The sequence below is a fragment of the Bacillus sp. 17RED48 genome, assembly GCF_019837545.1.
Taxonomy (GTDB): Bacteria; Bacillota; Bacilli; order Bacillales; family Bacillaceae_G; genus Bacillus_A; species Bacillus_A wiedmannii.
Genome location: NZ_JADAXG010000001.1, coordinates 1,187,230 through 1,202,088 on the forward strand (window position 1 = coordinate 1,187,230; position 14,859 = coordinate 1,202,088).

The 14,859-nt window shown below is 33.3% G+C and carries 14 protein-coding genes; 9 read left to right on the top strand and 5 right to left on the bottom strand.

The genetic code is table 11. The features are described 5' to 3' along the window. Positions 1 to 32: 32 nt before the first annotated feature. A complete protein-coding gene (locus ILT06_RS06560; RefSeq protein ID WP_064475050.1) occupies positions 33 to 1,097 on the top strand; it encodes an undecaprenyldiphospho-muramoylpentapeptide beta-N-acetylglucosaminyltransferase in 1,065 nt (354 codons plus the stop codon). Positions 1,098 to 1,196: 99 nt separating this feature from the next. Here the strand turns inward: ILT06_RS06560 and ILT06_RS06565 are convergent, their stop codons facing one another. Continuing rightward, entirely contained in the window at positions 1,197 to 3,917 is a 2,721-nt protein-coding gene (locus ILT06_RS06565) for a sensor domain-containing phosphodiesterase (protein WP_142289353.1), read from the bottom strand. A 438-nt stretch (positions 3,918 to 4,355) separates the two neighbouring features. On the opposite strand from ILT06_RS06565, the gene ILT06_RS06570 reads away from it, so the two are divergent. The 3 genes from ILT06_RS06570 (at position 4,356) to ILT06_RS06580 (ending at position 6,413) form a co-directional block, all read left to right on the top strand. Then, a complete protein-coding gene (locus tag ILT06_RS06570; protein ID WP_064469413.1) occupies positions 4,356 to 5,171 on the top strand; it encodes an alpha/beta fold hydrolase in 816 nt (271 codons plus the stop codon). A 30-nt stretch (positions 5,172 to 5,201) separates the two neighbouring features. Then, positions 5,202 to 5,777, top strand: coding sequence for a histidine phosphatase family protein (locus tag ILT06_RS06575; protein ID WP_064469414.1), 576 nt, complete (start codon positions 5,202 to 5,204; stop codon positions 5,775 to 5,777). A 318-nt stretch (positions 5,778 to 6,095) separates the two neighbouring features. Continuing rightward, positions 6,096 to 6,413, top strand: coding sequence for a hypothetical protein (locus ILT06_RS06580; protein ID WP_064475052.1), 318 nt, complete (start codon positions 6,096 to 6,098; stop codon positions 6,411 to 6,413). A gap of 91 nt (positions 6,414 to 6,504) precedes the next feature. Here ILT06_RS06580 and ILT06_RS06585 read toward each other — a convergent pair whose 3' ends face one another. Further along, positions 6,505 to 7,143 carry a YczE/YyaS/YitT family protein gene (locus tag ILT06_RS06585; protein WP_064475053.1) on the bottom strand — a complete coding sequence of 213 codons (639 nt, stop codon included), beginning with the start codon at positions 7,141 to 7,143 and terminating at the stop codon, positions 6,505 to 6,507. Between the two features lie 194 nt (positions 7,144 to 7,337). Here ILT06_RS06585 and pepT point away from each other — a divergent pair, with 194 nt between their 5' ends. Next, positions 7,338 to 8,570, top strand: coding sequence for a peptidase T (pepT, locus tag ILT06_RS06590; protein ID WP_000807012.1), 1,233 nt, complete (start codon positions 7,338 to 7,340; stop codon positions 8,568 to 8,570). 37 nt (positions 8,571 to 8,607) lie between these two features. Here pepT and ILT06_RS06595 read toward each other — a convergent pair whose 3' ends face one another. The 3 genes from ILT06_RS06595 to ILT06_RS06605 are packed head-to-tail and all read right to left on the bottom strand — an operon-like array spanning position 8,608 to position 10,623. Then, on the bottom strand, positions 8,608 to 9,519 hold the full coding sequence (locus ILT06_RS06595) for a DNA-3-methyladenine glycosylase family protein (RefSeq protein ID WP_064475054.1): 912 nt from the start codon (positions 9,517 to 9,519) through the stop codon (positions 8,608 to 8,610). After that, on the bottom strand, positions 9,516 to 10,046 hold the full coding sequence (locus tag ILT06_RS06600) for a methylated-DNA--[protein]-cysteine S-methyltransferase (protein WP_064475055.1): 531 nt from the start codon (positions 10,044 to 10,046) through the stop codon (positions 9,516 to 9,518). The genes ILT06_RS06595 and ILT06_RS06600 overlap by 4 nt, the downstream gene beginning before the upstream one ends. Continuing rightward, entirely contained in the window at positions 10,027 to 10,623 is a 597-nt protein-coding gene (locus tag ILT06_RS06605; protein ID WP_088047325.1) for a bifunctional transcriptional activator/DNA repair enzyme AdaA, read from the bottom strand. The genes ILT06_RS06600 and ILT06_RS06605 overlap by 20 nt, the downstream gene beginning before the upstream one ends. Positions 10,624 to 10,777: 154 nt before the next feature. On the opposite strand from ILT06_RS06605, the gene ILT06_RS06610 reads away from it, so the two are divergent. The 4 genes from ILT06_RS06610 to ILT06_RS06625 all read left to right on the top strand — a co-directional run bounded on the left by ILT06_RS06610 (position 10,778) and on the right by ILT06_RS06625 (position 14,852). After that, positions 10,778 to 11,536, top strand: a complete 759-nt coding sequence (locus tag ILT06_RS06610) for an exodeoxyribonuclease III (RefSeq protein WP_000767613.1) — start codon at positions 10,778 to 10,780, stop codon at positions 11,534 to 11,536. A 300-nt stretch (positions 11,537 to 11,836) separates the two neighbouring features. Further along, on the top strand, positions 11,837 to 12,802 hold the full coding sequence (locus ILT06_RS06615; protein ID WP_048545878.1) for an iron-hydroxamate ABC transporter substrate-binding protein: 966 nt from the start codon (positions 11,837 to 11,839) through the stop codon (positions 12,800 to 12,802). Positions 12,803 to 12,829: 27 nt separating this feature from the next. Next, the gene (locus ILT06_RS06620) at positions 12,830 to 13,837 is read left to right on the top strand and encodes a FecCD family ABC transporter permease (protein WP_001173055.1); all 1,008 of its coding nucleotides are present in this window, start codon (positions 12,830 to 12,832) and stop codon (positions 13,835 to 13,837) included. Further along, the gene (locus tag ILT06_RS06625) at positions 13,830 to 14,852 is read left to right on the top strand and encodes a FecCD family ABC transporter permease (protein WP_064475057.1); all 1,023 of its coding nucleotides are present in this window, start codon (positions 13,830 to 13,832) and stop codon (positions 14,850 to 14,852) included. The genes ILT06_RS06620 and ILT06_RS06625 overlap by 8 nt, the downstream gene beginning before the upstream one ends. The last annotated feature ends 7 nt before the right edge of the window (positions 14,853 to 14,859 follow it).

A 14,859-nucleotide genomic window follows, 5' to 3' on the forward strand; every position in this document is an offset into this window, starting at 1 on the left:
AAGATTTTTAATGATAAAGGTGGATATAAATTATGAATAAAAAGATTCTCTTTACTGGGGGCGGTACAGCCGGACACGTAATGATTAATATGGTATTGATTCCTAAATTTATGGAAAAAGGATGGGGAGTTGAGTATATTGGATCTCAAAATGGAATTGAAAAACTATTAGTTCAAAATGTGAAATACAATAGTATTTCAACGGGGAAGCTTAGGAGATATTGGGATTGGGAGAACTTTAAAGATCCTTTTAAAATAATAAAAGGTTGCATACAAAGTTATAAATTGATGAAACGAATAAAACCAGATGTTGTTTTTTCGGCAGGAGGATTTGTGTCCGTTCCTGTAGTAATAGGAGCGTGGATGAATAAAGTGCCTGTAATAATACGTGAACCAGATAGTACGTTAGGATTAGCAAATAAAATAGCATTACCTTTTACTACAAAACTATGCACAACATTCCCTCAGACAGGAGAAACTGTCAGTAATGAGAAGAAGGTTTATGTAGGACCAATTGTAAGGGAAGAAATTGAGAGGGGCAACGTATTGCGGGGAAGAAGCTATTGTAAATTTCAGCAAGATAAACCAGTATTGTTAATTATGGGTGGGAGTCAAGGTGCTAAGTGGATAAATGATATGGTAAGGGAAAGTTTGGAAACATTACTATTAAATTTTAATATTGTTCATATGTGCGGTAAAGGTAAGGTGGATTCATCTATTGGTATGGAGGGTTATATGCAATTTGAGTATATAGGGGACGAGTTGCCGCATATACTAAATATGGCGAGTGTTGTAGTTTCTAGAGCGGGTTCTACTGCTATTTCTGAATTGCTATTTTTGAAGAAACCGATGTTGCTTATCCCGTTAACTAACAGTTCCAGTAGGGGAGATCAAGTTTTAAATGCTGAATATTTTTCTCGGCAAGGATATGCGGAAGTTATACTCCAGGACAGAATAAGTACGAATGTATTCATACATGCAATAAATAAGTTGCATACAAATAAGGAGAGATATATTCAAAACATGAATGGATATAAGAAAACAAATGATGAGGGGATTCGTCAATTAATAGATATAATAAATGAAGTGGTGAAGTAATAGAAATTTAAATAAAAAAACAAAAGGAAAGAAGGTATCTTCTTTCCTTTTTACTATAGTTGTTCAAATTCATTATTACTTATCCATATTAGCTATATACTATGGGTGAATACCGATTTCTAATAGCTCAGTAAATGCATGAGTATGGATAGGTTTACTATAATAGTAACCTTGAATAAACTGACATTTATTTTTTTGAAGGAAATTCACATGTTCTTTCGTTTCTACACCTTCAGCAATGACAGACATTTCTAATGTATGTGCTAATGTGATAATCGTTTTAATAATTTCCATTCCATCTTCACACGTTTCAGACATTGTTATAAATTCTCTTGGGATTTTTAACGTATCTATTGGATATAAAGGTAAATACGCTAGTGAAGAATAACCTGTACCAAAGTCGTCGATTGAAATGTGAACTCCTAAACTCTTTAGTGTGCGGAGCTTTATCAATGTTTCTCGCTCATCCATCATTGCAATGCGCTCTGTTAATTCAAGGTCGAGAGAACTTGCCGGTAAGCATGTAGTTGCTAATGTAGAAGAAATAGACTTTATAAAATCTTCTTGTTCAAATTCTTTAGCAGATAAGTTTACACCAATTTTCAAATGAGAATATCCGAGTGTGTGCCAACGTTTCATTTGCTCACAGGCCTGCTGCAATGTCCATTTTCCTATTGGAATAATTTGTAGTGTTTCTTCTGCAATCGGAATAAATTCGTATGGAGAAATAACGCCTAATTCAGGATGATTCCACCTGATTAGAGCTTCTGCACCGATAATTTTATTAGATTCACTATCTACTTGAGGTTGATATAAAAGGAACAATTCTTCATTTTGTATTGCGTTTGGTAAATCTTTTTCTAATCGTAATCGTCTTTCAATTTTTTTAGCGATTACATCGTCATAAATAGAGACAGAGTTAAGCTCTTTTGCCTTTGCATCATACATTGCAACATTAGCGTTTTTCAAAAGTGTAGCGGTATCGATTCCGGAATGTGGATAAATAGCGATGCCGATACTAAGTGATAAAGTTAATGTATGCTCATGTATGACAAACGGTTTTTCCATGCATTCAAATAACTGGTTGCATAAATCGAATAAGGAATCTTCGTCAGTATAGTTTTCAATTAAGATTGTAAATTCATCGCCACCGATTCTTGACAGATGAGTATGTGATGGAAGACATGATTGGAATCGCTTCGCTACTTCTTCTAATATGTGATCTCCTGCCGAATGTCCAAGTGTATCGTTAATCGCTTTAAAGCGATCTAAGTCTAAATATAATAATGCAAACTCGCTTTCTGTCGTTTTAGCATGTTTTATAACTCTTTTTAATTTCTTATGGAAAAAGGCACGGTTTCCAATTTTTGTTACAGTATCATGGAATGCTAAATACTTTATTTCTTCTTGTTGCTTTTTTAGTGCGGTAATATCTTTTACCATAATATAGCTTCCTGAAATTTGTCCGTCTATTATAATAGGGACGATGGTAACGTATAAGAAATAAGTAAAACCATCTTTATATTTAGAACTTAGTTGTAAGTATGCCGATTCTTGTTGTTTCACCTTTTCTAATGCAGATGTTAGTTTATGTTTGTCTTCATCTAAAATAATCGAAAAACATGTTTCACCGAGTAACTCGTTCGTTGGTGCCCCAAGTAGTATACTCCCGGCTTGATTTACATTTAAGAATACGCCATGTAAATCAATTGTAAAAATAGGATCAGGGTGATATTCATATAACGATTTAAACTTTTGTTGTTTTTGAGATAGAGCCTCTGATTTATGAACTAAATCAGAAGTCCGTAAAGTCACTTTTTCTTCTAGTTGCGCATTAAATGCCTGTAAACGTTTCGTTAGGGAATTGTTTTGCATACGTACAATAGAATGACGAATGAGTACGAAAATAAAAGTAATACAATTTCCTGTAATGAGAGTTGAAGATGATGTTTGTTCTTTTAATGTAAACCCAATTAGTATTGCAACAGCAAGATAGGGAAATACAACTAAAGCCTTTTTTCCTATTATAGGGTTAACAATGAAATAATTTTTATGGCTATTACGATCTGCTGAAATAGATCCAGCTATTGCAATAAATAATATAGGTATTCTATATAAAAGACGTAATAATGTTATCGTTTCAGTTGATAAATGGTTATTTAAGTAAAAGTAAATATAGTTAAAAGTTGCAGAACTTATTAATACAAAAATAAAGATATAAATCTTCCGTTTAGAATTAAAAATTGTCGGACGGAAAAAGAGACTAACGCCTAGTAGAAGAAATAATAAATCTGCAATTGGATATAGAAATGAAAGGAATACATCTCCTAGTGAAAGAGAGAATATATTTAAATTTGGCTGATTAAATAAATACCACTCTAATGTGAATATGGAAGTAAGTACTATACATATATCACAAATAAAGAACGCTTTTTCCCATTTATCGCATTCTTTTAAAATTTTATAACTGAAAGCGATAAGACAAAAGAGTAGAAAAAACATGTAAAATACATCAGAAATAGTAAAACGATGTATTGGAATTTCGAAGAAGCTATCTTGATATGTATATACTATTTTTCCTAATAAAAAACTCCCAATTGCTATTGTGATACATACCCAAAATGGATTTGAACTGACTTTTTTAGAATATATAGAATAAATTAGTGATACAAATGTAATGGCTTCAACGATAAGTGAAGCGAAGCGTACATCCGAATTTGAAAAATGAGTAGGGAACAGATAAAAAAATATAAAATAGATTGAATAGCATATTAATGTTCCGATTAATATACATAGTTGTAAATTTTTATTTAATTTCAATGAAATCACCTTCTTTAATTATGCACTATATTCGTAATATCTATACATAATAATATTATTTAAGAATTGTATCAGATTTCCTTGTAAAAATCTTGTTTATAAGGAAACTATTGAAGAGTTTAATACTTCTTAAAATTGAAAAATATTGAGTTTGATAATATGTACTTCATCAAGATTTTAAATGGAAATTGTATATTTAGTCATCCTTTGAATTGTAAAGGTTTTTTAGTAATTTGTAAGTGGAGATGCACAATTGCATATAAAATGATGAGAATCCTCTTTCTAGCTGATCTTTTGATTGTTATAGGCTATTTTAAGTAAGGTTTTTATTTTTAATCTGAAAATTAACATTTGTAAAAATGTTACAAAGGGATATAAAATAAGAACATGTATTCTTACAGAGTGGATAGTATTTTCACTAAATAGGGAGGACTTTTTATGTTATGGCGAATGAAAGGTGCGGAAATATACTATGAAATTGTTGGAGAGGGGAAACCGGTCCTTATCATACATGGCTGTGCGCCGGATCATAGGTTAATGATGAAATGTATGGAATCAGTATTTCAAAAATATGAAGGTTATCAACGAATATATATTGATTTACCTGGAATGGGAAAGTCGAACGCTCCAGATTGGATAAATAGTTCAGATCATATATTAGAAGTGTTAACTATATTTATTGAAGAAATCATTCCAAAGAAAGATTTTTTACTAGTAGGAGAGTCTTTCGGCGGATATTTAGCTAGAGGGATACTTTCAAAAATGTTTGAGAGAGTCAATGGATTATTATTAATATGTCCTGTGGTTGTTGCGCTGCAAAAAGAAAGACGTTTACCGGATAAACAGATAATTGTACAAGATAAGGAGTTTTTAAATACGTTAACTTCTACCGAAAGAAAAGAATTTAGCGAGTTAGCAGTGGTAGCAAATGAATATACATATAAACGATTTAAAGAAGAAATTAAGCCGGGGTTAGATGTTGCTAATTATGAATTTATTGAAAGGTTGCAAAAAAATTATTCTCTTACTATGGAGTTTCACCGAAAGAAATATGAGAAACCCGTTCTTTTATTAGCAGGAAGACAAGATATATCGGTAGGTTATCGAGATATTATAGAAATTATTGAAGATTATCCAAGAGCAACATTAGCGGTGCTTGATATGGCGGGACATAATTTGCAAATTGAACAGCCTGAACTATTCGAGAGTTTAGTAGGAGAATGGATTACACGAACAAAACAACAAAATTTATAAAAAACGAATGAATATTTTCAAGGAGGAAGTATGAATACATATATTTATATGGTTAGGCACGGTGAATCATCAAAATTAGAAGGGAGTGAAAGAACACGTGGTTTAACTGAAAAGGGAAGTTTAGACGCTCACAGAGTAACAGACATATTAAAAACAGAGGGAATCGATACTTTCATTTCAAGTCCGTATAAGAGGGCTGTGTTAACGATAGAAAAATCAGCCGATTTCTATGAAAAAGAAGTAGTAGTATATGAGAATCTCAAAGAGTGTATGTTTTTAAGTGAGGATAAGATTATATCAGATAAAGAGGTGTATCCACTTGTAAAGAAGATGTTCTCTGATCCGGATTTTGCACTAACAGAAGGAGAGTCATATAAGGATTGTCAGGTAAGGGTAGTGAAAATGTTAAAGAAAATATTAATGAATTTTCAAGGACAAAAAATTGTAATTGGCACACATGGACTTGTAATGACATTAATGATGAATTACTTCAATAACCAATATGGGTTTGAATTTTTAATACATACATCAAAGCCTGACATATATAAGTTGGAATTTAAAGAGGAGCAATTCATGAATGTAGAAAGATTATGGATAGGAGAATGAAACTGCATATATGGAGTGTGTTTTAATTTGTACTTATAAAACACACTCTTTTTTATAGAATGCATTTTTATCAACTATTTTTAGAATGTTAAATTAATAAGTAATTATTCAATTTCTGAATAATATAAATGGAAGTTGGTTTAAGGAAACAATTTTAAATGTGACAAAACTCCAAACGTTGGATTTCTATTCAATTGGAAAAAAAGATGTAGAATTTTGTCTTACGGTCCCCGTTTACTTTTCATTTCATTACATATAGGCTTTGTGGTGTAAAGGGGAAAATCACCTTTATACAAAATTTATAAGGAGGACAATGTGATGAAAAAGATTAAAAAGTTTGCGGGAGTAGCTTTAGCAGGTACGGTTGGATTAAGTGGACTACTATTTTTAGAACCAAGTGTAAGCGCTGCGGAAACCCAGCAGGTAAAAGAAGAAAATTTCAATGCAATTGATGTAACGATGAATCAAAGTGCATTTTATGTATTGAGTGGTAGAAGTATTGATATTCTTTCTGGAGATAAAGAAGCAATTCAGTTAAATAAATACACAATTCGTTTTAGTAAACCAGGGAAGTATGTTATTAAAGTAAATGGTTGTATTTATGATGATATATATACATTTATTGTGAATGAGTAGTATATATTCTTAAATTGTGAGATAAAAAAAGAAACACCCTATTTGCGATGAGAATCGTAAATAGGGTGAATACTTTGTATTAAGTTGTATTTTAAATATGTTCACTAACTTTCTCTTTGTTATGTAAAGTATGTAAGAGGGCTTGAAACATCTTAAATGATTGCTGAAAGATTGGACTTTGAATAAAGGTGTAAAGAAAAGTTACGATGAAAACAGGACCTCCTAGCATAAATCCAATAACTAGTACAACACATTCTACTATGATTCTAGCACGACTAATAGATAGCCCTGTTTTGTCGGAAATAGTAAGCATGAATCCATCTCGAGGGCCAGCACCAATCCCAGCCGCAACATACATCCCTCCCCCAATACCTGTAATTGCAATACCAGCAAATAAAATGAGTAAGTTTATCCATAAATAATTACTAGCGTTTGGAAGAATGTTTGATTGTAAGAAAAAGTCCATAATGGGACCGATAAGTAGTGCATTTAAAAATGTACCCACATTTATATATTTTCGATCTACTAATAAAGAAATGAGAACGAGACATAATCCACATATGACACTCCACGTACCAATGGTCCATCCAAATCTTTGGTAGAGAGCCATATTTAAAACTTCCCAAGGATGTAAACCGAGAAATTTTACTTTGACTGCAAGAGCATTTCCAAGGCCAAAGAAAATTAACCCTAAGAAAAAAAGAAAATAGCGAAAGAGAGTTAGCCTCATCTTTAAAACCTCCTATATTGTATAATTATGTATATTACATGTAAGAGTTTTGATGTACAAATATTACGACTTTTTAGGGTTTGTTTAAAACTGTTGAATACAAATGAAATTTATGCATTCACAGTCAAAAAAGTTAAAATATTTCGTCTCAAGGATTATAATAGAGAAAGAAATATAAAAGGGAGTGAACGAGTTTGAAACAAGAGCTTATTGAAAGATTTACGAGATATGTAAAGATTGATACACAATCAAATGAAGAAAGTCATACAGTACCAACAACACCTGGACAAATTGAGTTTGGTAAGTTATTAGTGGAAGAGTTAAAAGAGATTGGCTTAACAGAAGTAACAATGGATGATAATGGGTATGTAATGGCAACACTTCCTGCTAATACGGATAAGGATGTGCCAGTAATCGGCTTTTTAGCACATTTAGATACGGCAACAGATTTTACAGGGAAAAACGTAAAACCACAAATTCATGAAAATTTTGATGGCAATGCGATTACGTTAAATGAAGAGCTAAATGTTGTGTTAACGCCAGAACAGTTTCCAGAATTACCATTATATAAAGGACATACGATTATTACAACGGATGGTACGACACTTCTAGGAGCAGATGATAAAGCTGGTCTTACAGAAATTATGGTTGCAATGAACTATTTAATACATAATCCACAAATTAAGCATGGGAAAATAAGAGTTGCATTTACGCCGGATGAAGAAATTGGCCGTGGGCCAGCGCATTTTGATGTAGAAGCGTTTGGTGCATCATGTGCTTATACGATGGATGGCGGTCCATTAGGTGGTTTAGAGTATGAAAGTTTTAATGCTGCAGGCGCTAAGTTAACGTTTAATGGAACGAATACACATCCTGGAACAGCGAAAAATAAAATGCGTAACGCAACTAAACTTGCTATGGAGTTTAATGGATATTTACCAGTAGAAGAGGCACCAGAATATACAGAAGGCTATGAAGGATTCTATCATTTACTTTCATTAAATGGTGATGTTGAGCAAAGTAAAGCGTATTATATTATTCGAGATTTTGATCGTGAAAATTTTGAGGCGCGTAAACATAACGTTGAAAATATTGTGAAGCAAATGCAAGAGAAGTATGGACAAAATGCAGTCGTTTTAGAAATGAATGATCAATACTATAACATGCTTGAAAAAATCGAACCAGTGAGAGAAATTGTTGATATTGCATATGAAGCGATGAAAAGTTTAAATATCGAACCAAACATTCATCCGATTCGTGGTGGAACAGATGGATCACAATTATCGTATATGGGATTACCAACGCCGAATATTTTCACAGGTGGTGAAAACTATCACGGTAAATTTGAATATGTTTCGGTGGATACGATGGAAAAAGCTGTTCAAGTTATTGTGGAAATCGCAAGACGATTCGAGGAACAAGCTTAAAAAAGAACCAAGTAGTGCGGATGCGCTACTTGGTTTTTTAGTATAATACTCGCCACAAATAAAAAGTTGCGTAAGACTCCCAGTTGGTCCAATTTGCCGCAAAATCTTTTATTTCCTGTTTAGTCGGTTTACTTTCAGAACCTGTTATATATTTAATTGCATTGTGCAAGCCAACATCGTCAATTGGAAAAGCGGAAGGAAATCGTAAACAACGCATTAAAACATAGTTGGCAGTCCACGGTCCTATACCGTGTATAGCAGTTAATTGTTTTTCAGCTTGTTTCACATCTTGTATTTGCAGTAAAGATTCTTTTGATAGTTTTCCTTCTGTAATAAGCTTTGCAATACCGATTAAATATTCACATTTTCTAGTCGTCATTTTTAATTTTTTAAGTTCCTCTACGTGTAAATGTGCAATCGTTTCAGGAGAAGGGAATATCCAATGTTTTCTATCATTCCATTCTACATAATTACCAAATTGCTCGACTAATCTTCTTTTTAGCGTATAAGCATATGTGAGGTTAATTTGCTGACCGATAATTCCCCAGGAAAGTGCTTCAAATAAGTCTGGAATACCTAAAGTACGAAGGCCATAATATTGTTCAATTGGTCCTTGAAGGAGTACATCAAGTTTAGCTAATGTATAAAAGGGAGCTAAATCAGTAGTTAAATCAAACCAATCCTTCACATAAGTAGCTACAGCTTCGCATACCGATTCTTCAGATGTATATAATTCTTCTAAAAAACGTATTTGAATATTACCATTCGTATTCATACTAATTTCAACTAAAGGATTTACATCGTGAACAGGAATAACTTTATAAATTTTGTTATCTTCAATTTGGAACATACATTCATTGTTAGAACGTGATAGATAGCGTAAATTTTCTTGGAAACTAAATTCTGTTGGAACTGCTAAAGTTAATGCGTTAGTATATTCTGTTGTCATATGAATTCTACCTGCGACTTTTCTAATGTAAGCAACTCTTTCTTCATTCCTAATCCACCTCTAAAACCAGTTAGTTTACCATTCTTTCCAATAACACGATGGCAAGGAATTGTAATGAGAAGAGGGTTGGCAGCAATAGCAGTAGCAACGGCACGCACAGCAGTAGGTTTGTGCATTCTTTCGGCAATTTCTGAATAAGAATATGTCTTTCCATAAGGAATTTCACGTACTGTATTCCAAACAGATAATTGAAAATCAGTTCCGTAAGCATCGATAGGGAATGTAAAAGTTTCTCGCTTACTTTCTAAATACTCGATAACTTCTTTCGTATATGATGGCAGGTAATCTGGATTACATGCCAATATATGTTGTGGCAATTTTTTTCTAGCCCATATATTTAGTTCTTCAAAGCTTTCATCTTGTGATCCAATGAAGCATAGTCCATTTTCAGTTGCAGCAATATGAAAATGCCAATCTTCATGTGTAAGTAGCGTCCAATATATAAATTTATTTTTGGAGGAATTCATTATTGTATCCTTCTTTCATTTCGTTCTTTTTTCGATATTCAGTAGGAGTAAACCCGGTTTTCTTTTTAAATAAAGTTGCGAAATACTCTGGGTTTTCTATCCCGATAGCAGTACTAATTTCTTTAATGGATTGATTTGTTTGTAAAAGGTGCTCTGCCGCTTTAACAATCCTAAACTGTTGTATATATTCTATTGGGCTTATCCCAGTCATTTTTTTGAAAGTGCGTTGTAAATGAAATGGGCTACCATGGCACATTTCAGCAAGTATGTCGAGAGTTAATAATTCGTTAAAGTCTTTTTCGATACAATCTTTAATTTGTTTTACCCACTCTTCATTAGGTAAAGTGATCCCATTTGGCTTACAACGTTTGCACGGGCGAAAGTTTTCACTCAATGCTTGCTCTGCGTGATGAAAAATTCGTACATTGTTTCTATTCGGTATTCTTGATTTGCATGATGGCCTGCAAAAGATTCCGGTTGATTTCACAGCATAAAAGAATTTACTATCATAGGAAGAATCATTATGAATAATTGCTTGCCAATGCTCATTTGTTAACGTAACCCCTTCATTGTGCAAAGAACATCACCTCTGAAATTAGTATAACCTGAATAAAGTGCGTATGTATGTATTCACAAATGTAAGAGCAAGATTACAAAGGTGAAAATATGATTGTTTTTCTATTTTGTGATAGCATGAAATTTGGAAATAAACATCAAGAGGAGGGCTATAAGTGAAGTTAATTTCATGGAATGTAAATGGCTTGCGAGCTGTTATCGCAAAAGGTGGATTTTTAGAATATCTCGAGGAATCAAGTGCTGATATATTTTGTCTACAAGAGATTAAATTACAAGATGGACAAATTGATTTAAATCCAGAGGGATATTATGCATATTGGAATTATGCCGTGAAAAAAGGTTATTCAGGAACAGCAATTTTTTCGAAAAAAGAACCGCTTGCTGTTACATACGGTTTAGGAATTGAAGAGCATGATCAAGAAGGACGAGTTATCACTTTAGAATTCGAAGATTTTTACATAATTACGTTATATACACCAAATTCAAAACGTGGATTAGAACGATTAGATTACAGAATGAAATGGGAAGATGATTTCCGGGCTTATATTAAGCAATTAGATAAAAAAAAGCCCGTTGTTTTTTGCGGAGATTTAAATGTTGCTCATAAAGAAATCGATTTAAAAAATCCAAAAAGTAATCGTAAAAATCCTGGATTCTCTGATGAGGAAAGGGAGAAATTCACACGTATTTTAGAAGAGGGATTTATTGATACGTATCGTTATCTGTATCCTGATCAGGAAGGTGCATATTCGTGGTGGTCGTATCGTATGGGAGCGAGAGCAAAAAATATTGGATGGCGTTTAGATTATTTTGTTGTTTCGGAAAGAATGAAAGATAAAATAACAGAGGCGAAAATTAATAGTGAAGTAATGGGATCAGATCATTGCCCAGTTGAATTACATATAAATTTCTAAAAAAAGAAGTATCTTCCTAGGATTAGGCAGATACTTCTTTTTTTATTCATTTTGTTAAAATTTTTCAAATCTTTCTTGAAATAATCGCATATTAAATATATACTTAGTAACGATAATCATTATCAGTGGGGAAGATTATCAAAGGATGAGGTGTAAAAAGAATTATAGCTTAGGGGAAGTGAACGAGAATGAGTTCTGGATAGAATTATTAATTTAATGAAATATATATGTAAGATAAGTTTCATATAGTTAAATTTTATTAAGAATATTGTTTGAAAATTCGAGAGGAGATATATAAAGATGAATAAGAAGTTATTTACATTAGGGATGGTTACAGTATTAAGTGTAGGACTAGCAGCATGCAATAGTACGGATAAAACTTCAGGAGAACAAAAGCAACAGACAAAAGCTACGGAAACGAAAAAAGACGAAAAAAGAAAAATTACATATTTAGGTAAAGAATATACAGTACCAGCAAAAGTAGATAAAATTGCGACAGCTAGTTTAGAGTCAATGGAAGATGCAGCGGTACTTGGTATTAAGCCGGTAGGTGCCATTACTGTAGGTGGTAAATTACCGAAGTATCTTGAGAAAGATTTAGAGGGTGCGAAATCTGTTGGTGAGAAAATGCAACCAAATTTTGAAACATTACTACAATTAAAGCCAGACGTTATTACATCAAGTACGAAATTCCCAGCAGAAACAGCTGAAAAGTTTACGAAAGTAGCTCCGACATTCCCAGTATCACATGTTTCAACAGATTGGGAAGATAACTTAAAGTTAATGGGAGAATTAACTGGTAAAAAAGATAAAGCAGAAAAAATTATTAAAGATTACAATGCAGATGCTGAAAAAGCAAAAGCAAAACTAGGAGATAAGTTAAAAGACAAAAAAGTACTTGTCATTAGACTAAGAGCAAACGAATTATTCCTATATCCAGAAGGAGTATACTTCAACCCTGTCATTTATAAAGATCTTGGGCTAACTGCTCCAGAACAACTTAAAGCTGTAAAAGCACAAGAGAAAATTTCATTTGAAAAACTTGCTGAACTTAACCCAGATTATATTTTCTTACAATATGAGGCAAGTGAAAATAAAAATCCGAAAGTGCTAGAAGAAATTGAAAGCAATCCAATTTGGCAAAGTATGAATGCTGCGAAGGAAAAGAAAGTATTTGTAAACGTTGTAGACCCAATGGCACAAGGTGGTACAGCTTGGAGTAAAACAGTATTCTTAAAAGAAGCAGTAAAAAATTTATCTAAATAATACAATAAGTAAGGTGCGTTGAATGATATGCAGAAAACAAATGCAGTACCAGTAACCATATTATGTATAGCACCCATACTGATCTTATTTACAGTTATACTTTCTATTTTGTATGGGGCGAAAAGTATTGATGCTGAAACAGTGTGGAACGCATTATTTCATTTTGATTCAAGCGATGTAAATCATAATATTATTATTACTTCACGTTTACCAAGGGTAGTTGCAGCTCTTTTAGTCGGAGCGTTTCTAGCCATATCAGGAGCACTTATGCAGGGGATGACAAGAAACTATCTTGCATCCCCTTCTATTATGGGTGTGACGGATGGGGCAGCCTTTGTTATTACACTTTGCATGATTTTTCTTCCAGGAATGTCATCAATTGGTATGGTTTTATGTTCAATGATTGGTTCTGCACTAGGAGCCGGTATCGTTTTTGGTTTTGGTTCGCTCCTTCAAAATGGCTTATCACCAGTTAGGTTAGCGATTATCGGAACAGTTATTGGAACATTTTTAAGTAGTGTATCTGCTGCAATGGCTTCATATTTCCAAATTTCTCAAAATGTTAGTTTTTGGTTTAATGCAAAGTTAGACCAAGTGGACCCTAATATCATTAAAATCACGATACCGTTTGGGATAATTGGAATAGTTTTAGCGCTGTTAATATCAAAATCTATTACTATTCTTTCTTTAGGAGAAGAAGTTTCTATTAATCTAGGACAGCGTACAAAACTAGTTAAAGCGATGGCTATTTTATCGGTTATTTTCTTAACAGGAACGGCAGTTGCTTTAGTGGGGAAAGTTGGTTTTGTAGGCTTAATTATTCCGCACATTACTCGCTTTATCATTGGAGTAGATTATAAGTGGATATTGCCATGTGCAGGCGTGATTGGTGGCGTGTTTTTAGCGTTATGTGACGTTTTAAGTAGATTTGTAAACTATCCATTTGAAACACCAATTGGAGTCGTTACCTCCTTAATTGGAATTCCTTTCTTCCTTTATTTAATCCGTACAAGAGGAGGAGAGAGACATGCTTAAAAGTTCGAGTCAGCGCTTTGGAATGACAATGGGGATTATTATATTTTTAATACTATGTGCAATTTATATTAGTTTAACGAATGGTACGTTTGATATTACGATTAAAGATGTATTTAAAACACTCTTTAGAATAGATCCAGTACCAGATCATGATTTAGTTATTTTTGAGTTTCGTCTTCCGCGCATCGTAATCGCTGGATTAGTAGGATTAGGCCTAGGCGTTGCAGGTGCTGTTATTCAAGGGATTACGAGGAATGGATTGGCAGACCCAGGTATTTTAGGAGTGAATGCTGGGGCCGGCACAGCCATCGTTATTTTTATGTTTTTCTTTCAAGGGCAATTAAAGAGCACAGACTGGATGTCTATTATGATGATGCCAATGTTTGGTTTAGTCGGCGGATTAGGTGCAGCTATCATCATTTATCTGTTTTCATGGAAAAACGGTAAGCTAGACTCGCAACGTCTTTTATTAACAGGGATTGCAATTGGATCAGGATTTGGAGCATTTTCTATGTACTTATCACTCAAAATGAAGTCAACTGATTTCGAAATGGCTGCAGTTTGGGTGTCAGGAAGCATATATAGCGCAAACTGGAAGTATATTGTTGCTATGTTGCCGTGGCTTATCATATTAATTCCGCTTATACAAAAAAAAGCTTATTTATTAGATTTATTTCAATTGGAAGAAACGAGTATTACAAGTTTAGGTGTTTCGGTAGAAAGAGAGAAATCTATTTTACTACTAAGTAGTATCGGACTTGTCAGTGCATGTGTTGCAGTTTCAGGAAGTATTGGTTTCATTGGTTTAATGGCACCGCATATAGCGAAAAGACTTGTTGGTATTCAACATAAGCATATCATTCCTACGTGTGGAGTAATCGGAATGTTCCTTGTAATAGCTTCAGACTTTATTGCAAAAACAGTTTTCACCCCTGTAGAGTTACCTGTTGGGATCGTTATTTCTATTGTCGGTGTACCGTATTTCTTATATTTACTTTATAAGGCGAAAGCGTAAGAGGAGG